The sequence below is a fragment of the Hydrosulfovibrio ferrireducens genome (assembly GCF_046883345.1).
GTDB classification, from domain to species: Bacteria; Desulfobacterota; Desulfobulbia; order Desulfobulbales; family Desulfurivibrionaceae; genus Thiovibrio; species Thiovibrio ferrireducens.
Genome location: NZ_JALKCW010000021.1, coordinates 56,751 through 78,124, shown reverse-complemented (window position 1 = coordinate 78,124; position 21,374 = coordinate 56,751). Strand labels below are relative to the sequence as shown.

Sequence of the window (21,374 nt, the reverse complement as noted above, 5' to 3'; positions counted from 1 at the left end):
AATGCGGGCTGAGCAACGTAATTTCAACATGTTAAAGAATAATCCGTTCACCCTGAGCCTGTCGAAGGGGCCTTTTGCGAGATCGTCAATTCAGGGTACCGCAAAAAACAATTGGCGCTACGGCTAAAATATGAATACAAAAGCAACCATGCGCCCACACCTGCAACGCATCCAGACGGTACGAGATGATGAGTGAAACGAAACCAGCGCCGCACGATCCGGCAAACCCCAGCGGGCTTTTCTTCAGCCTGCTGGAGGATTGCCTGGCCCGCAACACCTTTATCAACCTCGTGTTGGGAAAATACCATGGTCCGGAACCGGGGCTGGGCCGCGTCTTTGTCCGGCGGCTTACCCTGAAGGAGGGAGAAAGCCTCTCTTTTCTCTATCGCTACCAGACCAGGGACGTGACCAAGAACCTGCCCATTGCGGCGGGGATTGCTTCCCTCCGCGATATGTTTGCCACCTCGTTCAACAATCTGCACCTGCAGACCCTGACCGAGGATATCCAGCTCTCGATCAACAAAAAGGGGAAATACACGCTGCAACGGGGCAAGGCAGCAGGCCGGAGCGTCTCCCCCCAGGAGCATGACCGCGAAAAAGAGCGCTTTCTCGATCTTGCCGCGCCCTTTCTCAAGGAGCTGGGGGTCACCAACGCGCAGCAGCAGCTCATCCCCGCCATGTCGCGCAAGTGGAAGCAGATCAACAAGTTCATCGAGGTGCTGGACCATGCCATTGGCGCCTCGAAGCTGAAAGAGAAAGAGCGGGTGCGGGTGGTTGATTTCGGCTCGGGCAAGGGATACCTGACCTTTGCCATGGAGGAATACCTGCGCGGCGGCCTGGGTCTCAAACCCCAGGTAACCGGGGTGGAATTGCGGGAGGATCTGGTCAACCTCTGCAGCAAGGCGGCCCGCAAGCTGAACCTTGACGGGCTCTCTTTCATGCAGGGCGATATCCGCAGCTTCCCGCCGGAGAGTATCGATATCATGATCGCCCTGCACGCCTGCGACATGGCAACGGACTACGCCATCCACCTGGGCATCCGCTCGGGCGCCGCGATCATCATGTGCGCGCCCTGCTGCCACAAGCAAATCAGGCCCCAGATGCAAATCCCCACGCTGCTGCACCCCATGCTCAAGCACGGCATCCATCTGGGCCAGGAGGCGGAGATGGTCACCGACTCCCTGCGCGGGCTACTCCTTGAGGCTTCCGGCTACGAGACCCAGATCTTTGAATTCGTCTCCCTGGAACACACGAGCAAAAACAAGATGATCCTTGGGGTGAAGGGGAACGGCTCCGGCAAACAGGCGGAACTGCTGGCCCAGATCCGGGAGATCAAGGAGTTTTACAAAATCCGGGAGCATTGCCTTGAATCCTTGCTGCAGGCGGACGGCATGGGACAAAACGAACAAGTGAAGGACACACCATGAGCACAAGCCAGGAAAGCAACCCGCTGCACGGCATCACCCTGGAGCTGATCCTCACCCGCCTGGTGGAGCATTACGGCTGGGAAAAACTGGGGGAGAAGATCGCGATCAACTGCTTTACCAAGGACCCCAGCATCAAGTCGAGCCTCAAATTCCTGCGCAAAACCCCATGGGCCAGAGCGAAGCTGGAAAGCCTCTATCTGCATACCCGGCTCCGCAAGGAGATTCTCTAGCCGAGACAGCATGCGGGGGAAAACACATGGGGACATGTGTACGATATTGTATTGGTATTGACTTTTGTGGGGCATTTGATAGATAGTTGAGCGTACTATTTTGTTCCCTGATTGGATCTTCTGGCCAATATCAAGAAATAGTGACCATGAAGATTTCAACCCGCTCGACCTGTTCGGTTTGCGGTCATCAATGAGCTTAACAGCAGCCTAACCAGGCTTTTTGCCCAATTTTCCAATGGACGGCTCCGCGCTGTCTGCCAGGGGGGGGGAAGACGTATGATCACATATCAATCTGTGTGGAAAAGAATTCCTGTTGGCAAACATGCCGCCTTCTTGTTGTTATTCTTCCTGGTATTGTGCACTTTTCCCCATACCGATTCCGCCGAAGCAGCCGTCTTTGACACCTCGCAAGACAGTTGGGGCGTTTTGGGCGGTTATGGCCAAAGCATTCCCGGCTGGGGAGATACCACCCAACGGGTCGAAACCATTGACCTTGTCTTGCGCTACAATCACCGCATCTTTGACAACCTCGGTTCGGGATGGTATCGCGGCTATCACTCCATTCTTCTGGAACTGCCCGTGCATTTTGTCGTCAGTCCCGATGTCTCCAGCATGGTTGGGATGAATTTTCTGGCCTGTTACACCTTTACCGCCAACCAGGATATCCGGCCCTACCTGTTCGGCGGCGGCGGCCCTGTTTACAGTTTTGCCGATGTTCCCGGAATGGGCTCGGAGTTGAACGGCAATTATCAGTTCGGCTTGGGTCTCAGTTACGGGATAAACCCGGACCACGATTTTCTGTTTGAATTGCGCTACCATCATATCTCCAATGGCGGCAGCGAGGAGCCCAATGAGCCTCTGAACTCCGTCAAAGCGCTTTTCGGCCTCACTTTTTAGCAGACGCCATGGAGCTGCCCGATCATTCTTCCGAGGAAGATATAACCGACGGCCTGAAAATCGTGAGCTATGCCGTGAACAGCAAGGGTGAATATGAGCTGATCCCGGATTTTGTCTGGCAGCCGGTGAATGTCGTCAATCATCAGGCCTGGCAGGAAATTGAAAAAAATATTGCCGCCTCCAAAGATAAAATTGCCGCCGGCCGGGTAAGCTGCCTCCACTACTACATGATTGCCAACCAAATGGACACCTCCCTGCTGGCCCAGTATACCGGTCAGCCGCGCTGGAAGGTGTGCCTGCATCTGCTCCCCTGTATCTTTAACCGGCTGTCTGCAAAAACCCTGCAAAAGTACGCCGAGTTGTATAAAATTTCCCCGGATGATCTGACCCAAGGCAGACTCCAGCCGCTTATCCACAATCACCAATAGCCTGGAGCGCATCTTTTGCCTGATTTCCCCCACACCCAGTCCGCCCACTGTGAAAGCGGCGTGGCCGCCAACCTGCTGACCCATCATGGCCTCAAGATTTCCGAGGCCATGGCCTTTGGCCTGGGAGGAGGGCTTTTTTTCGGCTATCTCCCCTTTATCCGAATCAATGGACTGCCCCTTGTCACCTACCGGGCCGCAGCCGGAAATATCCTCCGGCAGATTGCTTCAATTCCCGGTGTCTGCATGGTGGAAAAGAAATTCCGGAACCGGGATGCGGCCATGGCGGAGCTGGACCAAGCCCTGGCCGCTTCCATCCCGGTGGGGCTGCAGACCGGGGTTTTCTGGCTCCCCTATTTCCCCAAGGCGCTGCGCTTTCACTTCAACGCCCACAACCTGGTCGTCTATGGGAAGGAAGGAAACGAGTATCTGATCAGCGATCCTGTTTTCCCCAGCCCGGTCCGTTGCCCGGCCGAGGATCTGGCCCGGGCCAGGTTTGCCGCCGGCGCCCTTGCTCCCAAGGGGAAAATGTATTACCTGACCCAGGCGCCGGCAGCGCTGGAACTTACCCCCCATATCGTCCGGGGGGTTCGATTCGTGTGCAAGATGATGCTGGCCAGCCCCTTTCCCCTGATCGGGGTCAAGGGCATCCGCTTTCTGGCAAAGCGGCTCGGCAAATGGCCGCAACGGTTGGGCCAGGAAAACGCGGATCTGCATCTGGGCCACGTTGTCCGCATGCAGGAGGAAATCGGCACCGGTGGCGGCGGCTTCCGTTTCATGTACGCCGCCTTTCTCCAGGAAAGTGCGGCGGTCATGCAGGAACCCCGCTTACAGGAATGCGCCGCCTCCCTGACCGAGGCAGGCGACACCTGGCGCGAGTTTGCCGCCATGGCCGCCCGCCTCTGCAAGAAGCGCGGCCGACCGGAAGACAGCTATCCCGCCATGGTGGAATGCCTCAACCGCTGTGGGGCCATGGAAGAAAAGGTTTTCACGGAACTGAGCCAATGGGCCAAACAGCAGCCATGAGACCCGGCGACCCATGTTTGCCCGAGCCGGGGCCGGATTGCGTGGTTTCCGCCCGATCGCTAATCAAGCAATACAAAAACAGCGACCGCCCGGCGCTGAATGATTTCAGCCTGGAGGTGCGGGAGGGGGAATTCTTCGGCCTGCTGGGCCCCAATGGGGCTGGAAAAACCACGGCCATCTCCATTCTTACCGGCCTGTTTCCCGCGGATAGCGGCAGTATCCGGATCAAGGGGATGTCTTTTCAAGACCACGAGCACGAAATCAAGCGGATTCTGGGCCTGGTGCCCCAGGATATCGGCCTGTATGACACACTCACCGCCCGGGAAAACCTGAGCTTTTTCGGCAAACTCTGCGGCCTCAGCGGCCAAAAACTTGCGGAGCGGATCCAACAGGGTCTTGAGTTTGCCCGGCTTACCGAGCATGCGCGCCATCAAGTGGCCACCTTTTCGACCGGGATGAAACGGCGGCTGAACCTGGCCGTGGGTCTGTTAAACAAGCCGCAGTTGCTGGTCCTTGATGAGCCCTGCGTGGGGATTGACGCCCAGTCCCGGCACCTGATCCATAACCAACTGCAAGAGATCAACCGGCAAGGGACCACCATCCTCTACACCACCCACTACATTGAAGAGGCCCAGGAACTCTGCAGCCGGATCGGGATCATCGACAACGGCCGCCTGGAGGAACAGGGCAGCCCCACCGCCTTGCTCCAGCAAAGCGGGATACGCAACCTAGAAGAGCTCTTTCTCCATCTAACCGGCAAGGAACTCCGCGATACCTGATGAAGATCACTCAACCATCTTTTCCCCCATACGGGCTCCCATGCTGAAGATCTTTGCCGCCACGGCCAAGGAACTCCTGCTTCTGCGGCGGGACCGGACAGGCCTGCTTGTCCTCTTTCTCATGCCCGCGATCCTGGTGGTGTTGATCACCCTGGTGCAAGAAAATGTCATGGAGCTCACCGGCCAGAAAAAGACCCAGGTGCTGTTTCTCGACCTGGACCAGGGGGATCTCGGCAGATCCCTGCAAAAGCAGTTGTCAACAACCACTCTCGATCTTGTGCTCTGGGATGAAAAGCAGAAAGATATCGCTGACATTCAGGCCGCCGTGACAGGCGGCGGGTATCAGGTCGGAGTGGTGATTCCCAAGGGCGCCTCCGCCCGGTTTACTGAGGAGACCGCCCGTCTTTTTCAGCAAGGCACAGGCAGCGGAAAGCCACGGGAGATGGCCGCCACTACCGTGCAGCTCTTTGTTGATCCCGGCATCATGGCCGGATTGCGCTCGGGGGTTATTGCCCAGCTTGAGATGGCCTTAACCACCATTGCCCTGGAAGCAAAGCTGGCCCAGCTCGGCGGGGTGCTTGCGCAAACCATGGCCAGGGCCGGGATGGAGCCGGAACAGAGCCCCCTGGCCGGCGACAAACTCCCGGCCCTGTTCCGGCAACCCCTTCTCGACCTGCAGGAACACCAGGGCGACTCCGGGGCAATCGGCGCCTCCCAGTATAAGCCGGTGCAGCAAAACGTGCCAGCCTGGGCTCTGTTTGGGATGTTTTTCACCGCCATCCCCATTGCCGGCTCAATCCTGCAGGAACGGAACTCCGGCATCTGGATCCGATTGACCGCCCTTCCCGTCTCCCCGCTGGTGCTTTTTACCGGCAAGGCCCTGGCCTATATGGGCGTCTGCCTCTGCCAGTTCCTGCTCATCGCCCTGATCGGGGCCTTTCTCTTTCCCTTTCTCGGGCTGCCTGCCTTTACCGTTTCCATGCATCCGACCGCGATCCTGCTCACCGTGGTGCTCTCAAGCCTCGCGGCCTGCGGCTATGGCATCTTTTTGGGCTTGACCTGCAACTCCTACGAGCAGGCGTCCACCCTGGGCTCCACCACCGTGGTGGCAGCCGCGGCCCTCGGGGGGGTAATGGTGCCGGTCTATGCCATGCCCCAGGTAATGCAGCAACTCAGCATCATCTCGCCGCTCAACTGGGGTCTGACCGCCTTCCAGGACCTGCTGTTACGCGGCTACTCCCTGTCGGCCATCCTCGATGACCTGGGCCGCCTGCTGCTCTTTTTCGCGGTAACCGTTTTTGTATCCTGGAAGCTTGCCGGGATCCGGAAATAGCCCTCTCCCTTTCAACCAATGCCAGAGATTCTCCTTAACGACCATGGACCAACTACAGCACGAGCTCCTCGAACTGATCTGCACCACCTGCAACCTCCACGATGTGGACCTGGCCAGCATTGGCCCTGATGATCCCTTGATCGGTCCGGATTCCCCCCTGGGCACCGACTCCCTGGATGCCCTGGAGATTGCAGTGACCGTGCAGAAGGAATACGGGGTGAGAATGGACTCGGAAAACACCAGCCGGGTTGTTTTGCAGTCGGTGACCCACCTTGCCGACTATATCAGAGCGAACAGATAGGGGGATTTTTCCGCCGCTTTTTTTAACAAACAAACCGGTATGGATACACGCGTAACAGCTCTCCTTCGACAGGGCTCAGGATGAACGGATGTTATCTTAATGTATTGATATTCCGTTCGTGCTGAGCCCGTCGAAGCACCGGTTTGGAAAAAATTAAATAAACCACGCGAGGCGACGGCACTCTTCACCTCTCCCTGTAACAAAGGGGGAGACGATGAATTCCCCCTTAATTTTTCAACCAAGGCAAGGCACAAGTACCTTGCAACTTTTTAATCGACATCACATTACTTCCCTCCCCTTCCGGGGGAGGGTTAGGGAGAGGGGGAAGTTGCCATTTTCTCAGCAGGTTGGAACTACCCCCACCCCCAACCCCTCCCGCATGGGGAGGGGCGTTTTCCAAAAATAGTAAGAGTTACAAGGTACTAGACAGACATGGCAAAGGTCGTTATCATCGGCTCCGGAATCGGCGGATTGAGCACCGGCATCATTTTAGCCAGGCTCGGTTTTGAGGTCACGGTGGTCGAAAAAAACAGGCAGCCCGGCGGGATGATGCGCAGCTATGTGCGCCAGGGGGTGCATTGCAATGTCGGCCTGCATTATCTGGGCGCCCTGGATGCAGGGCAGGTGCTGCGCCGCTGCTTCGATCATCTGGGCATCACCGCTGATTTGCCCCTCATGCGGATGGGAACGGACGGCCCCATTGACCGCTACCTCTTTAGCGACGCGCGCCTGGGGATCGAATCGTTTGATGTCCCTGCGGGATTTGCGGCCTATGAGAGTAATTTGCGGGCAGCTTTTCCCACGCAACAGCCGCAGATCGATGCCCTGATGGCGATGCTGCGCCGCAGTGGTTCTCAGTTCGAGCAACTGGATTTTCTCTACTCGGAAAGGCCACCCCTCTCCTGGTTTGAACAAATGGAGCCCCTGGGGGCGGTTTTTGAGCGGCTCGGCTGCAGTCCCGGGTTGCGGGCGGTCTTTGGCCTGCCCTCGGTCCTGATCGGGGTTCCCCCGGCAGTGTGCCCGCAATTTTATCACACCATGGCCCTGGCCAGCTATCTCTTCTCCGCCTGGCGCCTGACCAGCAACGGGGCGCACATGGCCGATGTCTGCGCCCAGCGCCTGGCCTCCCTCGGCGGCCGGGTGCGCACCGGCGACGGCGTCGTCCGAATCCGCACTGCGGACGGCTGTGTGCAGGGGGTCACCCTGGCCTCCGGGGAAACCCTTGACACCGATCTGGTCATCTCCACCCTCCACCCCAAGGAAACACTGGGGCTGCTGCCGCCCGAGAGCGTCAAGCCCTCGTATCGCAGGCGTATTGAGGGTTTGCAGGATACCCACGGGATGACCGCGGTCCATGCCCTGGTGCCGGCCGCCCGACATCCGGCTTTCGCCCACAACCTCTTTGCCATCCAGACCGACGCCTCCGGCGATGCCAGCGATCTGATCTATGTGCAACTGCGCCCCAGCGAACGGCCGGACCAGAATCTGCTCTCCCTGATCACCTCCGGCCATGAAGCCCTGTGGGATCGCTGGCAGCATACCGTCAGCGGCAAGCGGGGGAAGGAATATCTCCAGAGCAAAACGGACTTTGCCCACCGGCTGCTCGGCCAAGCGGAAAAGATCACCGGCCCGCTCAGCGGCGTCCAGTTGCTCGATGTCTCCACCCCCCTGACCATCCGGGATTGGGTCAACAGCCCCAACGGCTCGGCCTATGGGGTCATGCGTTCGACCGAGCAACTGCTTTCCGGCGCCCTGCTGAACCGCACCTCGCTGCAGGGTTTGTTCCTGGCCGGGCAGAGTGTCATGGCCCCGGGTATCCTGGGCACGATTATCGGCTCGCTGGCCACGGTACAGTTTATCATCGGCCCAGAGCGCTTTCGACGGGAGGTACGAATTTAGGGAACCATCCAGCAGTACCACCTCTTGCAACGATCGGTTCGGCTCACGTACCTGATGTACGCTTCGCCGTCCCGCTTGCCGCAATCTGCGGCAGCAGCGAAGCGGCGCTGCTGAACAGTTGCCGGTTCGGTGGTTTAGGTTATTCCCGGCATTGAGACGGATGGTTTTACGAATTGAGAAATTTGCCTGAATTGCCGGGCGTCCGGACAGTTTTCCGCAATCGTTCCGGCAAACCGTTTTTTTAATCGCCAAGGGCTGTTCCGGTTGGTATGTTTTGCCGGTCGATTTTTCGCGCTGATTCGCGGTCTCCAGGGCGAAGAGAGGGCTGGCGCCCCAAAAAATTCCAGCTATGGTCATAATGCATATACTCCTTATTAATCCCCCGAATTGCGGGCGAAGCATTCCCGAAGAGCGCTATGGGATAACTTCGCTCAAGCAGATTTTTCGCGGCGAACCCCTGGCTCTCGAAGAGCTGGCCGGAAATCTTTTGGAACATACGGTGCGGATCCTCGACCTGAAGGCTGATCCCGATGGCCTGGACAGGGAGCTGAGCGAATTTCAACCGGATGTGGTCGGCATTACCGGGGTGACCTGCGAGGCGAATACCATGCTGCGGCTTGCCGCCAGGGTCAAGGAATCCTGCCCGGCAACCGTTGTGGTGGGCGGGATTCATGCCAGCAATGATCCGGGGTTCTTCAATCAGGCAACAGTGGATTATATCGTGGTCGGGATCGGCAAGAAGGTCTTTGCCGAGCTTGTCTGCGCCCTGGAGAGCGATACGAACCGCACCGATCTGCCCGGGGTGATTCGAACCACGCCGGGCCGGGAGGTCACATGGCCGGCAGTGCGGAACTGTCTTGCCGATCTGGTCATGGAGCGCCCCCCTGCTTATGCTTTGGTACAACGCTACCGCTCCCATTACATTCTCGAAAAACTGGGCATCACCATGGGCTTTGTCGCCTCGGCCTTCGGCTGCCCGCACCACTGCCTGTTCTGCTCCATTCAAGGCCAGACCGGCGGCGGCTATCTGACAAAATCCATTGAAACAGTGATCCGGGATATCTCCCTGCTGCCCGAAATCCCGATCATCCGGCTCGTGGATGCCAACACCTTCGGCGATGTCAAACGGGCCACCGCCCTTGGCCACGCCCTGCTCGCCTCGGGTCTCAATAAACAATACCTGGCCGATATCCGCTCCGATACGGTTGTCCGCCACCCGGAAATGCTGCAACAATGGAAGGAGGCCGGCCTACGGGCAGTGATCATCGGCTTTGAAGGGATTGACGATGCCAGCCTCTCGGCCATGAACAAGGCCAACCAGGCAGCCATGAATGCCGAGGCCATTTCCATCCTCAACGATCTGGGAATTACCATTGTGGGTGATTTCATCATCTCCCCCGACTACGGGGAGGACGACTTTGACCGGCTCGATACCTATCTCGGATCAAGGCAGATCGATCTGCCCATGATCACGGTCATGACCCCCCTGCCGGGCACTGCCCTGTACAAGCAAGAGCAGCACCGGATCAGCAACCATAATCTGGATTATTACACCCTGACCAATGCCGTCACCCCGACCAAACTTGAGGAACAACGGTTTTACAGCCGTTATGCGGAGCTCCTTGTCAACAGTCACCACAACGCGCGGTTGTAATGTCGTCGCGCAAAGGCCCAAATACTTCGTTGCGCCGGATCCTTCGTCACTGCGGCGTACTCAGGTACGCCTCATTCCTCAGGATTCAGCGCGCCTCGTCTTTGGACCTTTTCGCCTAGACATCTCTATCGACAAAACGCAACTAGGTTAACCTACCATGAATGCTTTTATCACAGCGGTTTCCGCCTTTCTTCCCGGTCAACCGGTAAGCAATGACGATCTGGAGAGGTATCTGGGAAAGGTGGACAGGCTCGCGGCCAGGACCAGGCAGATCATTCTTGCCGGCAACGGCATCGAGACCAGGCACTATGCCATAGATCCGGAAACCGGCGCCACAACGCACAGCAACGCTCTGCTGGCGGCCGAGGCCGTACGCCGTTTGGCAGACAGCCCCGCCATCGAATGCCTCTGCTGCGGCACCTCCGCCCCCGATCAGCTCATGCCTGGGCATGCCTCCATGGTGCATGGGGAGTTGGGAGGCGACCGCTGTGAGGTTATCAGTACCGCCGGGGTCTGTCTTACCGGCATCACCGCTTTAAAATACGGCGCCATGTCGGTGGCCCAAGGGTTGAGCACGAACGCGGTTGCAACCGGCTCTGAACTGGCTTCCACCTTTATGCGTACCTCTTTTTTCCAGGCCATGCAGGGTACGGCTGACCAGCCGGGAAAGAAAGAGGATCATCCTGCCTTTTCCTTTGAGGCGGAATTCTTGCGTTGGATGCTTTCCGATGGCGCCGGGGCGGTATTGATCGAAAACAAACCGGCAACAGATGGTCTCTCCCTCAGGATTGACTGGATAGAGATCATCTCCCATGCCCATTGTCTGGAAACCTGCATGTATGCCGGCGCCGTGAAGCAAGAAGACGGAAGCCTCAAAGGCTGGCGGGAATATGCGGTGGAGGGGGAGACCGCCCGACAGGGTGTTTTTACGGTCAAGCAAGATGCCCGGTTGCTCAATAGGGAAGTGATCCGGACTCTGGTCGGAGAAAGCCTGCCGGACGTTGCGAAAAAACATGGCCTGAACCCCGAGGACATTGCCTGGTTCCTGCCGCACTACTCCTCGCAATACTTCCGGGAACCGCTCCTCCAGCAACTGCGGGATATACACTTTGTAATCCCCGAGAACCGCTGGTTTACCAACTTGACCAGCAAGGGCAACACCGGTTCCGCCTCCTTCTACATCATGCTGGAAGAGCTATTTTCTTCCGGCAAGCTGCAAAAAGGAGAGCGGATTTTGGGCTTTATCCCTGAAAGCGGCAGGTTCTCGGTGGGTTGGGTGTTGCTGACGGTTGTCTGACCAGCGCGGACCAGAGGGCTACGCGTCACTCCTTGACCCCATCCCCATTATTGCGCCAGCAGGTAGGGTCCGAGGCAAGGTAATCACCGGTCATCTGGTAGGCCGCCCCGCGGCAGCCGTAGCACTCTTCCGCCTTTTCGCAGGTGCGGCAAGCCCCCTTGATCATGTTCCGGTAGTTTTTTAGGTTGTTGACCACCTCGCTGTGTTTCAGGATATGGCCAAGCTTGTTGTCGCGGATATTATCGAGGGCAATGGTTACCCCGACACAGGGCATGACATCGCCGGTGGCGGTGACCACGCAGGAAACCTGGTGGCGCATGCACTTGTTCCCCACCAGCGGCGGCTGGGGCTCCCAGTCGCGGCCGAACAGCTCCCGATCAATGGCGGAAAGACCGACAAACAACTCCTTCAAGGCGCTGGAATCCACGCCCAGCCACATATTATCCAGGGCATTGGCCTGGGGGGTGATGACCTCGAAATAGGGCTCTATCCTCTCCTCCCGCAGCCACTGCCACATGGCCGGCAATTCCTTGATGTTCTGCTGGCAGATCACGGTGCTGATCGCCAGGAATTGCTCCGCTGACGGGTATCCTGCCTCCCGCAAGGTGGCCAAGGCCCGGTTGATGATCTGGAATGCCCCTTTTTTCCCGGCCAACCGGTCCTGGATCGCCTCGTCCCGGGAATTCAATTTGAGGACCACCCGGACCTTTTCTTCGGCCAGGACAGCGGCAAGACCTGGATCAATGCCGGAACCGTTGGTGAACATCTCGATCTCAAGCCCTTGTTGGCCAAGAAAGCGGAGCATTTCCACAAGGTGCGGATAGATGCTCGGTTCGCCGCCCAAAATGATGATCTTGCGGGCGCCAAGCTCCTTGGCCTGGAGGATGACATCTTTTATCTCCTCCCTGGAGAGTTCATTTTTGCATTCGCTCCTGTCCGGAACATAACAGTACGAGCAGCGGAAATTACAGATGCGGCTGAATTCGATCTCCATGGAAAGCAGCTTGCCCGCGGCCACCGCCTCACGGATTTCCTGTTCGCTAAATTCAAGATTATATATCTGCATGGCGTCTCAGTATGGTTCGAGGTCTGTAAAGCGGTTCATTTGTTCCCAGCGGGCCACTTCTTTTTCGTAGCGCCCTCTCCACCCGTGCTTTCGCATGATTAACCGGTAGCGCAGCTTCAAAAAGGGCTTAAAAAGAAAGCGCCAGATAGAGGTCCAGCCCACGCCGTGCTTTCTTGCCGAGGCGGGAGGATTCCACCAGCCCAACACCACCTGGCGTTGGTACCAGAACTGATACTGGAGCTCTTCCGCGTCAAGGTGCTTGGTCCGCACATTGGCCCACAACCCGGTGTATTTTTTATAATCAGTGGCATTGGTCAACAGCCCTTGCTCGATAATCTGCTGGCGCATGGCCGTTTTGGGATAGGGGGTCAGGATCTGGCAGTAGGCGGCATCCGCGCCGATCTCCCTGAAAAATTCGTAATTTTCCTTGATCGATGCCGCATCGTCATCCGCAAAACCGAAAATCAACCCGCCGATAACCATCATTCCGTATTTATGGCAGTTTTCAATGGCTTTCTTGGAATAGGCCGGGATATCGCCTTTGCCAGCGCTGCTCATGTTCTTGACCGAACCGTTCTCAATGCCCAAAAACACCGATCGAAACCCGGCAGCGGCCATTTTGGCGACCATCGGTTCGTGGGTTGCCATGGAGACGCAATCGGCCTGCACCACAAAGTTGAGCCCCTTATAGTTCCTGGCAATGATCGCGTCGCAGAGCTCCACGACCCGGGAAGGATTCAGGACCATATTGTCGTCGGTGATGAAGATCCACCGGGTCTTGCGCTTGTAGTAAATATCATCGATATCGGCTAGGACGCGGCTGATGGGATAGGTCCGGAAGGTGCGGCCGTACATGTGCCGCATGGAACAGAAGTTACACGACCGCGTACAGCCCCTGGAGGTCTCCACCAGTTCGATCTTGGAGTACATGATGTGATAGCCCCAGGTCAGCCTCCGTTTATCCCGGATCGGGAGCTTGAGGGTACTCAGATCAAGGTTTTCACCCCGGGGATTATGGACGAACAGACCGTCTTTTTTATAGGAAAGCGATGGAATCGCCGCCAGATCATCACGGCCGTCCAGGGCATTCACCAGACGGCGGCAGGCCTCTTCCCCTTCCCCCCGGACCATGAAGTCGATCCACTTCGCCTCCTGGGAAGCAGCGATCTCTTCATGCATCAAGGTGGCATGGTAGCCGCCGATCACGATTTTGACTTCGGGGCGAAGCTCCTTGATCAGGTGGGCGATCTTGACACAGGTGTCGTACTGCCAGGCCATGGCCGAAAGGCCGATCAGGTCGGGCTTGATCGTGCCGATCACCTTGGTCAGGTATTTCTTGATGGAGCGACGCTTGCGGACAAGGTCGATCAGGTAGACCTCGTGCTCTGTATCGATATTGCCGCCAACCGAGGCAATGCCGTGATTCGGCATATGGAGCGCCATCTCATGAACGATGATCGGGGTTACGTCGGGCATGGATATCAAAATTACTTTCATGGCACTCGCACGCTAAACGCGTCCCTCAATCGTTGTTCCAGCATGGCTGTAGACGGCGTATCCTCTTGATAATCAGGTTCGATACGATCAATGATCTTCAGAGTGATACTATTTTTTAGCCTGGATTGAAAAAGAAATCTGCCAGGGGGAAACAGCTTGTCCGTCTGCGCCAGTTGCAGCACATAGATCGGCGCCTTGCACAGCCTGGCAATCTTCAAGGCCCCTTTGTTCAAGTGGCCGACCCGGCCATCACGGCTCCGGGCGCCTTCCGGGAAGACAAAGAGATTGCCGCCGTCTTGGAAAAACCCCTCCATGGTCTGCATCTGCGCGAGCATCATTTTGGTAAAGCGCCCCTCGCCGCTGGCTGGGAAATAGCCCGATTTGCGGATAATCCAGCCAAAAACCGGCATCGAGAAAAACCGCGTTTTGACAATGGTGCGGTGCCGTGCAAACAGGGCGATGAGCAGCAAGGGATCCAAGTAGGAGAGGTGATTGCAGACGATCACCGCCGACCGGATTGCCGCCACCTCCTGGTCAATAACCCACTTGTGCCTGGGAGCGGTGACGCGGAGCAGGTAAAAGAACACCCGGTAAAAACGGCTGTTCAACCGCTGGAAGCCAGCTTCCTTGTTTTTGGCAAACAGGGCAACGCCAAGATACAACCAGGAAAAGAACAGAAAGAAACCAAGAATGAACCAGGCCCAGCAGAGGATGGTGACCAAAAAATCGAGGAACCGATCAACTTTCATGCGGCAAAGGGACTAGTTGCCCATGGCTGTGCTGTTCTTGACGAGCAGACAGGTATTGACCCCGCCGAAGGCAAAGTTCTGGATGGCGCCGATTCCTATGGTTGCCGGGGTTATCTCCTGGACATGGCGCAGCATGCTGCAGCGTTCGTCGACATTTTCCAGGTTCAGGGTGGGGGCGACAAATCCCTGCTCCATCATGTAGAGGGTCAGGATCGTCTCAATCACCCCGCAGGTTCCCATGGTATGGCCCATGTAGCTCTTCAGGCCGCTGACAAAGGGGCCGTTGTCCCCGTAGACCGCGGCAATGGCCTGGGATTCGATCACATCGCCCATCTTGGTCGCCGTGGCATGGGCGCTGACAAAGTCCACCTCTCCGGGGGTGATCCCCGCATCTTTCAGGGCCAGGCGCAGGGTGGTGGTGATGCCGTCAAGGTTGGGCAGGATGAGGTCGCCGCCGTTGTTGTTGCAGGCAAAACCAATGACCTCGCCTAAAATCGTTGCCCCGCGCCGTTTGGCGGACTCGTATTCCTCCAGGAGCACCGCGCCGCCGCCCTCACCCACGACCAGGCCGTCGCGGCCGCTGTCAAAGGGCCTCGGCGTGCAGTGCGGCGTCTCGTTATAGGCGGTGGAACAGGCCAGCAGGTTGTCGAAAACCGCCACCGTGGTGGTGTCGTACTCATCGGCGCCGCCGCAGAGCATGGCATCCTGCATCCCGTACTTGACCATTTCATAGCCGAAACCAATGGCCTGGCTGCTGGTGGTACAGGCGGTTGACGAGGCAATGACCCGGCCGGTGATGCCGAACATGCGGGTGATATTCACCGCCGTGGTATGGACCATGGAGCGGAGATAATCCACCGCCCCGATGGAGGCGAATTTCGTTTCCAGCTCCTGGAAAAATGTTTTGTAGATTTCGCGCTGAACCGTGGGGCTGCCATGGGTGGAGCCGAAGGCCACGCCCAGACGGCCGGAAGTGATGAATTCCTGATCCAGGCCGGAGCGCTCCAGCACGTCCTTGGCCACCTGGCAGGCATAATAGGCCACCGGCCCCATGGTCTTGCGGTGCGTCCGCTTGAAGCCGTAGTCTATTTCATAATCCACGGTGCCAAAGACCTGGGAGTGGATATGCCGGTTCAGCAGCCCGTCGTCCCGCAGGGGCTTGACCCCGGATCTGCCCTGCCGGAGGCTGGCGACGATATCGTCTTTCCCATAACCGATGGGGGTGATGGCCGAGCAGGCGGTGATGACGACGCGTCGCTTCATGGGTTTTGGCCGGAGGGCATTAGGGTTTACGGGATGCGGCGATGACTTCGATGTAGTCGAGGATATCGTTGATGGTCCTGATCCCCATGGCCTTTTCCTTTTCCTCCCAGGTGAGGGAAAAGCCGAGGATCAGCTCGATTTTCCCCAGCAGCTCGATGGCGTCGATACTGTCAAAGCCATGATCGTCTCGGAGGTTGTCGTTGAGACCCGGCTGTTCAAACTCAAAATCCTCGGTCAGGATGGTCAGGATTTTCTTTTGTAAAACATCTCTGTTCATGACAGGTGTCCAGGCAAGGGCTTAAAAAGACAAAAAATAATCGGATCGATGAAACTTGGATACTCTATTTTTCGTTTAAATTCAAATATGATTACCACTAATCTTCAGCCAGTTCTTTAACGTCATTCCCGCGCAGGCGGGAATCCAGTCGATCTGGCTAATTTTCTGGATTCCCGCCTGCGCGGGAATGACGGCGGTTATGTTAGACGAAGAATCCAAAAAACCTGATTTATCAACCCGTTGCCCTGTCAGTCTTGAATGTTGACTAAAGTTGGACGGTAATCGGAAATTCAAAAGGAAATTTTCCCGAACCCGGCAGGAACCCCGGGAGAGTCTCTGTCCGCAACGGCGCTCACTGGAGAAACCGCTCGAAATGATACCATTCAAAGGGATGTTCCCGTAGCATCTTTTCCAGCAGATCCGCATACTGCTGGGCTGCTTCGCCTATGGCCCGGTCCCGGTCCGCCCGCGCGTGCGGCCTGATGGCAATGGGGTCCGACAAGGTAAAGCGGTAGCTGTTTTTCCCGACCCGGAATGCGAAAAAGACAAACAGCGGCGCCCCGGAGAGCAGGGCAAAGATATAGGGGGCCTCGGGGAGATAGGCGTCATGGCCGAGGAAGCGAACCCGGACCTTGCGCTGATCGCTGCGCCAGACAATATCCCCGGTCATGGAGACTATTCCACCGGATTGCAGAAAACGGATGCCCTCCACTGCGGCAAAGGGCGAGCCCCCCTCCTGATCGACCCCGATAATCGTCACCCCGGCCCGGCGCAGATCCTCCTTCTGCATCCGTTCCACCCCCTCCTTTTCCTTCACCCCCATGTAGAGCAGGAGTTGCAGGTCGTCTTTCTGCTTCCGCAGCAGTCTGGCCGCCATCTCCCAGTTGCCCAGGTGGGACATGAGCAAAATCCCCCCCTGTTTGTTGATGACAGCCTCCAGTTTTTCCCAGCCTTGGGCGGTGAAGGTGGAGGTGTCGCTTCTATCTGCGAGGAAGCGATCAAGATGGATGGTGGTGAAATTCTGGTACTGCCTGAAGGCGCACCACAGGTGATAAAGGCCGCCCCGTTCCGGGAAAAGCGCCCCATAGAATCGGCGGCTTTCCGACACGTTACCGGAAAAGAGAAAAAAGCCTGCGGCGATGATCCGCGCGGTCACGGCCAGCAGCCAGGGGCCGCAGAGCCTGGCCATCCGGAGAAGCAACTTGTACCAAAACCCGTTCATGAGCGGGAGGCTCCAAAGATTCGTTCCCAGATCAATCTGCTGAACGTCTCGGAGTTCCGCCAAAAATCACGCCACGGCTGAAAATGGCTGACCCGCTCCCCCTTGGCCTGATAGACAACCCGGACCGGCGCTTCCACGGTGTTGATGCCCCTCTGTTTTGCTCGAACCAGCACCTCCACCTCGAACTGGTAGCGGGTCGCCTTGACCCCAAGATGCAAAACCTCTGGCAGGGGGTAAAGCCGGAAGCCGGACTGGGAATCAGTGATGCGCGGTCCACCGGCCGCCCAGACCCAGAAGTTGGAAAAGCCGCGACCAAACCTGCTGGTCCAGGGCACGTTTTTCCCCACCATTCCCTCCCGCCTGCCCACCACGATAATCCGTCTGTCGTCAGTCACCGCCCGCAGCAGGGACGTGGCATCTTCCGGGAAATGCTGGCCGTCGCCGTCGATGGTGAGTGCCCAATCGCAGCCCTGTTCCATTGCCGCAACAAAACCGGTGCATAGGGCCGCGCCCTTCCCCAGATTGACGGGATGACGGAGCACGGAAATTCCAGGGATGTCGCTGATGATCTTGGGAGTGGTGTCGGTGGAGCCGTCGTCGATCACAAAGAGGGGCAGGCCCAGTTTCAGGGCCTGGCGGATCACCTCACCGATGCGTTGCTCGTGATTGTAAACCGGGATAATGACTGCGGCGTTCATCGCATCTGCCCTCCTGCCAGAGCCAGGGACCAGGTGCCCGGCCCCATGTGAACCCCGGAGGTAAGCGAGAGGGGCACCAGCAGAATCTCCGCGTCCGGCAGCAGTTTTTGCACCTGCGGCTGCACCGTTTTCAGCAGCCATTCTTCATTGTCGGTGTGCTGGAGCATGATCACCGAAGCACCACCCTGCCTTGCCCGCAGCTTCTCCAGGGCAAAAGCGAGCTGTGCCTCCCGGCTGCGGACAACGCCCACCTTGCGCACCCCGTCGCTGGTCGGGCTGATCACGGGCTTCATCTGAAGGAGATCGGCTAAAAATCCCCCTGTCCGGGAAATCCTTCCGCCGGCCACAAGGTAGCGCAGCTCATCAATAAAGACATACTCCTCGCAGTCGAGTAGGGCCTTTTGCACAAAGCGGATAACCTCTTCCGGCTCCGTGGCCTGTGCCGCATGGCGGGCGGCAAGCAGGGCCATGAGGCCGAGTCTGCCGGAGGCGGCGCCGCTGTCCACAACCTCCAACAGGTTGTCCGGATCGTTTTCTTCTTTCCAGCGTTGGGCAGTGTCATGGTTGCCGGTGAAAGCGGAACCGACGCAAAGGTAGAGGGTGCGGCCGAACTGCTGGCAGACGCTCTGATAGTGCTGATGCCGCTCGAACGTGGAGGCTTGGGCGGTGGTGACCTTTACTCCCTCTCGCATCAGGGCATAGATATTCGCTGGAGCATGCAGGCTTTCCGGCCTGCTCTGGCCCTGGGCCAGAATGTAGCTGTCCAGCAGGGTGATGCCGTGGCGTTGCGCCATCTCCCTGGTCAGGGAGCCGGCCCCATCGGTCATGATGTGGATGGCCTGCCTTTTCTTCGAACCGGAAACACCGGCAAGGCTGCCTGCATCCATGGCCTCGTCGGACCAGTCGACGATCTCGCCCAGCGCGGAAAGCTGGGCGCGCAGCCGCTGCCGGTCCGCGGTATGGATATGCACCTTGAAGCCGGATTCCGCCGGGAGCACCACCACGCTTTGCCCCAATTTTGCCAGCGCTTCCCCGGCGGCAGCCTGCTTGTCGCTGGTGTGAATGAGGGCATTCACGCAAAAACAGTCCGTGGGGCTGGCCTGAAAATCATTGCTGATCGTCAGCCTGCCAAAAAAAATCTCGGTGATCGGGGATGAGAGGGTAGCCTGCCCGGCAAGTTCTCGGAAAAATCCCTCAAAGAAGACATACATCCCGAGCGCCCCGGAGTCCACGACTCCAGCCTGCCTGAGATCAGGCAGCAAATGGGAGGTGGCAAGAACCGTCTCTTGCAGCTCCTTGCAGAGCAGGGGATAGAGCGAAACCGGATCGGTTGTGCCGACAAGGTGTGCGGCCAGGCAGTCAAAGACATTGAGCATGGTGCCGGACTGGGGCCGAGCCAGGGACTGCCAGGCCTTGGCCCTGCCCCGCTCTGCTTTTTCGGCCAGCTCGGCAAAACTCTCTGCCTGGCAAAATTCCTGAAAAAAAGCGGCGGCGATATTGCCGGAATTGCCCGTGGCGCAACGGGCCAGCAAGTTCAGGGTGTGTGTTGTATCGGCCGTGCCGTCACGCAAGGGCGCCAGACTGATGCGCAGGTTGGCCCCGGTGTCACCGTCCGCCACGGGAAAGACGTTGATCCGGTCCAGGAGATCGGCCCAGGCCGACAGGTTTTCGTAACCGCTGGCAAAGGCGTTGCGCATGCTGCTCATGTCTCCAGGGTAAGCGATCACAGGGCACCCCATCTGCTTTGTTATCGGCCTGTTCACATACAAAAGTATTGCTCTCAGGCCTCTGCCGCGCATCTGCGGCACCCTGTGATCGCTTGTTTCGAGGTTGTACACCCTTCTGGGGCCTACCCCGTGATCAGTTACTCTCCAGGAGTTGGATAATGGCATCCCGATCGTACTTGCCGTTTTCTTGCAGCGGAATCCGGTTGATCATCTTGAGCACTCGCGGCAGGGCATAAAATTCCAGGGAATCGGCCAGGGTTTGCCGGAGCAGCTTCATGTCCACCTCACCCCCCTGGACCAGGGCCACAATCCGGTGTTCCCTTCCCCCGGAATCGGGCAGGGCCATGACCACGCAGTCGCTGACCTTGGGCACTTTCTTGATGACACCGCGAACCTCTTCAAGATCCACCCGTTTGCCCCCCACCTTGGTCACTCCGTCCACCCGGCCCTTCAGGATAAATTGGCTTGTCCCGCTTCGTTCCACCCGGTCGCCGGTGGTAAAAAAGCCATCGTCGGCCACGGGCAGCTCGGGGGAGAGAAAGGGGGATCGCACGCAGAGGCGCTCATCTTTAATCTGCCAGGAAACATCCGGGAAGGCGGTGAATGATGTCTCGCCCAGGTGTCTGTTTCTGGTGGCAATGCCGCCCGTTTCCGTGGAGCCGTACACCTCGGCAATGCCCACTTTGTTAAGCTGGCAGAAGGCCTCGTTGTCTTCCGCGTCCAGCATCCCAGCGGAGGAAAAGGCCAGCCTGAGGGAGGAGGCCGCCACCGTTTTCCCACGCAGGGCCCGGTAATGGGGGGGGATGCCGGCAAGAAGCGTGGCCCCCTGTTCCCAGATCACCTCGCCGATCTCGCCGGGAAACGAGGGGGTGGCCATGACGACCGATGCCCCCGAAACCAGGGGGAGGATAACGGAGAACAGCAGGCCGTAGATATGATAGGGGGGCACGGTGGCGACCAGGCAGTCTTTTTCCGTCACCGCAAAGTGGCGGGCCAGGGAAAATCCCTCACCGAACAGATTCCCCCCTGTTTTTGACCAGATCTGCGGCGTGCCGGTGGAGCCGCCGGTGAAGATCCTGAGCAATTCAGCCTGCGGCGATACCTGGGCGCAGGGTGCCTGGGCAGCCGAGGTCCTTGCTGGCGGACGGATGATCGTGGTGCCTGGGGGCAGAGCCCGGTCACCATCGGCAATGGCCGTGGTAAAGCCGGTGAGCTGCTGCATCCGGGCCAGGGCTTGGGCGGAAAAGGCGTAGGGCAAAAGCAGGGTCGGGCCGCCGGCCAGGGCGGCCAGCAGAACAGCGGCCATGACCGCCCGGTCATCCACGGCAAGACAGAGGGATGCCCCCTCGTACTCCGGGCCGGAAAAGGCAGCACGAAACCCGGCCGCCATGGCATACACCTCGCCGAAGGTGGCGCCGGAGCGGATAAACTCCCGGTCCGGAAATTTTGGCCCCTGTAGCAGGGCTTGTATGTCTTGGATATTATTCAGCATGGATAGTTCTTGTATGACATTTTTTCTCTGCGATTTCGCGCGAGAACAATCCTTCATTTCAACGTAAAGTTGAGGGGTGCGTCGCTTTTGGCGCGTCCCTCTCGAACGCCATGTT

At 58.1% G+C, this 21,374-nt stretch carries 20 protein-coding genes; 11 read left to right on the top strand and 9 right to left on the bottom strand.

Translation table 11 applies throughout. The features are described from left to right. Positions 1 to 185: 185 nt before the first annotated feature. The 11 genes from MWR57_RS10010 to MWR57_RS09960 all read left to right on the top strand — a co-directional run bounded on the left by MWR57_RS10010 (position 186) and on the right by MWR57_RS09960 (position 11,268). Positions 186 to 1,427, top strand: coding sequence for a class I SAM-dependent methyltransferase (locus MWR57_RS10010; RefSeq protein ID WP_423124676.1), 1,242 nt, complete (start codon positions 186 to 188; stop codon positions 1,425 to 1,427). Beyond that, a complete protein-coding gene (locus tag MWR57_RS10005) occupies positions 1,424 to 1,657 on the top strand; it encodes a VF530 family protein (protein ID WP_423124675.1) in 234 nt (77 codons plus the stop codon). Before MWR57_RS10010 ends, MWR57_RS10005 begins: the two co-directional genes overlap by 4 nt. A 333-nt stretch (positions 1,658 to 1,990) precedes the next feature. After that, on the top strand, positions 1,991 to 2,554 hold the full coding sequence (locus MWR57_RS10000; protein WP_423124674.1) for an acyloxyacyl hydrolase: 564 nt from the start codon (positions 1,991 to 1,993) through the stop codon (positions 2,552 to 2,554). Positions 2,555 to 2,562: 8 nt separating this feature from the next. Continuing rightward, on the top strand, positions 2,563 to 2,982 hold the full coding sequence (locus tag MWR57_RS09995; RefSeq protein ID WP_423124673.1) for a DarG family dialkylresorcinol biosynthesis protein: 420 nt from the start codon (positions 2,563 to 2,565) through the stop codon (positions 2,980 to 2,982). Between the two features lie 15 nt (positions 2,983 to 2,997). Further along, a complete protein-coding gene (gene darH, locus MWR57_RS09990) occupies positions 2,998 to 4,005 on the top strand; it encodes a BtrH-related acyltransferase DarH (protein WP_423124672.1) in 1,008 nt (335 codons plus the stop codon). Then, positions 3,984 to 4,784 (top strand): ABC transporter ATP-binding protein, encoded by an 801-nt coding sequence (locus MWR57_RS09985; protein ID WP_423124671.1) that lies wholly within the window; start codon positions 3,984 to 3,986, stop codon positions 4,782 to 4,784. The genes darH and MWR57_RS09985 overlap by 22 nt, the downstream gene beginning before the upstream one ends. A gap of 40 nt (positions 4,785 to 4,824) precedes the next feature. Next, positions 4,825 to 6,117 carry an ABC transporter permease gene (locus MWR57_RS09980; protein WP_423124670.1) on the top strand — a complete coding sequence of 431 codons (1,293 nt, stop codon included), beginning with the start codon at positions 4,825 to 4,827 and terminating at the stop codon, positions 6,115 to 6,117. A 43-nt stretch (positions 6,118 to 6,160) separates the two neighbouring features. After that, complete coding sequence (locus tag MWR57_RS09975; RefSeq protein WP_423124669.1) at positions 6,161 to 6,418, top strand: phosphopantetheine-binding protein; 258 nt, start codon at positions 6,161 to 6,163, stop codon at positions 6,416 to 6,418. Positions 6,419 to 6,850: 432 nt separating this feature from the next. Next, positions 6,851 to 8,317 (top strand): phytoene desaturase family protein, encoded by a 1,467-nt coding sequence (locus MWR57_RS09970; protein WP_423124668.1) that lies wholly within the window; start codon positions 6,851 to 6,853, stop codon positions 8,315 to 8,317. A 358-nt stretch (positions 8,318 to 8,675) separates the two neighbouring features. Continuing rightward, positions 8,676 to 9,971 (top strand): B12-binding domain-containing radical SAM protein, encoded by a 1,296-nt coding sequence (locus MWR57_RS09965; protein ID WP_423124667.1) that lies wholly within the window; start codon positions 8,676 to 8,678, stop codon positions 9,969 to 9,971. A gap of 157 nt (positions 9,972 to 10,128) precedes the next feature. Then, positions 10,129 to 11,268, top strand: a complete 1,140-nt coding sequence (locus tag MWR57_RS09960) for a beta-ketoacyl-ACP synthase III (RefSeq protein ID WP_423124666.1) — start codon at positions 10,129 to 10,131, stop codon at positions 11,266 to 11,268. A gap of 25 nt (positions 11,269 to 11,293) precedes the next feature. On the opposite strand, the gene MWR57_RS09955 is transcribed toward MWR57_RS09960, so the two are convergent. The 9 genes from MWR57_RS09955 to MWR57_RS09915 all read right to left on the bottom strand — a co-directional run bounded on the left by MWR57_RS09955 (position 11,294) and on the right by MWR57_RS09915 (position 21,259). Continuing rightward, positions 11,294 to 12,334 carry a radical SAM protein gene (locus tag MWR57_RS09955; RefSeq protein WP_423124665.1) on the bottom strand — a complete coding sequence of 347 codons (1,041 nt, stop codon included), beginning with the start codon at positions 12,332 to 12,334 and terminating at the stop codon, positions 11,294 to 11,296. A gap of 6 nt (positions 12,335 to 12,340) precedes the next feature. Further along, the gene (locus tag MWR57_RS09950; protein ID WP_423124664.1) at positions 12,341 to 13,831 is read right to left on the bottom strand and encodes a B12-binding domain-containing radical SAM protein; all 1,491 of its coding nucleotides are present in this window, start codon (positions 13,829 to 13,831) and stop codon (positions 12,341 to 12,343) included. Further along, positions 13,828 to 14,580, bottom strand: a complete 753-nt coding sequence (locus MWR57_RS09945; RefSeq protein WP_423124663.1) for a lysophospholipid acyltransferase family protein — start codon at positions 14,578 to 14,580, stop codon at positions 13,828 to 13,830. The genes MWR57_RS09950 and MWR57_RS09945 overlap by 4 nt, the downstream gene beginning before the upstream one ends. Positions 14,581 to 14,592: 12 nt before the next feature. Next, positions 14,593 to 15,843 (bottom strand): beta-ketoacyl-[acyl-carrier-protein] synthase family protein, encoded by a 1,251-nt coding sequence (locus MWR57_RS09940; RefSeq protein ID WP_423124662.1) that lies wholly within the window; start codon positions 15,841 to 15,843, stop codon positions 14,593 to 14,595. A 19-nt stretch (positions 15,844 to 15,862) separates the two neighbouring features. After that, complete coding sequence (locus tag MWR57_RS09935; RefSeq protein ID WP_423124661.1) at positions 15,863 to 16,120, bottom strand: acyl carrier protein; 258 nt, start codon at positions 16,118 to 16,120, stop codon at positions 15,863 to 15,865. Positions 16,121 to 16,472: 352 nt separating this feature from the next. After that, complete coding sequence (locus MWR57_RS09930) at positions 16,473 to 17,342, bottom strand: lysophospholipid acyltransferase family protein (RefSeq protein ID WP_423124660.1); 870 nt, start codon at positions 17,340 to 17,342, stop codon at positions 16,473 to 16,475. Continuing rightward, positions 17,339 to 18,040 (bottom strand): glycosyltransferase family 2 protein, encoded by a 702-nt coding sequence (locus MWR57_RS09925; RefSeq protein ID WP_423124659.1) that lies wholly within the window; start codon positions 18,038 to 18,040, stop codon positions 17,339 to 17,341. The genes MWR57_RS09930 and MWR57_RS09925 overlap by 4 nt, the downstream gene beginning before the upstream one ends. Beyond that, positions 18,037 to 19,746 carry a DegV family protein gene (locus tag MWR57_RS09920; RefSeq protein WP_423124658.1) on the bottom strand — a complete coding sequence of 570 codons (1,710 nt, stop codon included), beginning with the start codon at positions 19,744 to 19,746 and terminating at the stop codon, positions 18,037 to 18,039. Before MWR57_RS09920 ends, MWR57_RS09925 begins: the two co-directional genes overlap by 4 nt. Before the next feature lie 154 nt (positions 19,747 to 19,900). After that, the gene (locus MWR57_RS09915) at positions 19,901 to 21,259 is read right to left on the bottom strand and encodes a class I adenylate-forming enzyme family protein (RefSeq protein WP_423124657.1); all 1,359 of its coding nucleotides are present in this window, start codon (positions 21,257 to 21,259) and stop codon (positions 19,901 to 19,903) included. Positions 21,260 to 21,374 lie beyond the last annotated feature (115 nt).

Coding starts and splice junctions, on each gene's coding strand:
- MWR57_RS09980 (WP_423124670.1), top strand. CDS start 4,825: ATGCTGAAGATCTTTGCCGCCACGGCCAAGGAACTCCTGCTTCTGCGG.
- MWR57_RS09930 (WP_423124660.1), bottom strand. CDS start 17,342: ATGAACGGGTTTTGGTACAAGTTGCTTCTCCGGATGGCCAGGCTCTGC.
- MWR57_RS09950 (WP_423124664.1), bottom strand. CDS start 13,831: ATGAAAGTAATTTTGATATCCATGCCCGACGTAACCCCGATCATCGTT.
- MWR57_RS09960 (WP_423124666.1), top strand. CDS start 10,129: ATGAATGCTTTTATCACAGCGGTTTCCGCCTTTCTTCCCGGTCAACCG.
- MWR57_RS09955 (WP_423124665.1), bottom strand. CDS start 12,334: ATGCAGATATATAATCTTGAATTTAGCGAACAGGAAATCCGTGAGGCG.
- MWR57_RS09965 (WP_423124667.1), top strand. CDS start 8,676: ATGCATATACTCCTTATTAATCCCCCGAATTGCGGGCGAAGCATTCCC.
- MWR57_RS09995 (WP_423124673.1), top strand. CDS start 2,563: ATGGAGCTGCCCGATCATTCTTCCGAGGAAGATATAACCGACGGCCTG.
- MWR57_RS09925 (WP_423124659.1), bottom strand. CDS start 18,040: ATGAACGCCGCAGTCATTATCCCGGTTTACAATCACGAGCAACGCATC.
- MWR57_RS09940 (WP_423124662.1), bottom strand. CDS start 15,843: ATGAAGCGACGCGTCGTCATCACCGCCTGCTCGGCCATCACCCCCATC.
- MWR57_RS09985 (WP_423124671.1), top strand. CDS start 3,984: ATGGGCCAAACAGCAGCCATGAGACCCGGCGACCCATGTTTGCCCGAG.
- MWR57_RS09920 (WP_423124658.1), bottom strand. CDS start 19,746: ATGAGCAGCATGCGCAACGCCTTTGCCAGCGGTTACGAAAACCTGTCG.
- MWR57_RS09945 (WP_423124663.1), bottom strand. CDS start 14,580: ATGAAAGTTGATCGGTTCCTCGATTTTTTGGTCACCATCCTCTGCTGG.
- MWR57_RS10010 (WP_423124676.1), top strand. CDS start 186: ATGATGAGTGAAACGAAACCAGCGCCGCACGATCCGGCAAACCCCAGC.
- MWR57_RS09935 (WP_423124661.1), bottom strand. CDS start 16,120: ATGAACAGAGATGTTTTACAAAAGAAAATCCTGACCATCCTGACCGAG.
- MWR57_RS09915 (WP_423124657.1), bottom strand. CDS start 21,259: ATGCTGAATAATATCCAAGACATACAAGCCCTGCTACAGGGGCCAAAA.
- MWR57_RS09970 (WP_423124668.1), top strand. CDS start 6,851: ATGGCAAAGGTCGTTATCATCGGCTCCGGAATCGGCGGATTGAGCACC.
- MWR57_RS10005 (WP_423124675.1), top strand. CDS start 1,424: ATGAGCACAAGCCAGGAAAGCAACCCGCTGCACGGCATCACCCTGGAG.
- MWR57_RS09975 (WP_423124669.1), top strand. CDS start 6,161: ATGGACCAACTACAGCACGAGCTCCTCGAACTGATCTGCACCACCTGC.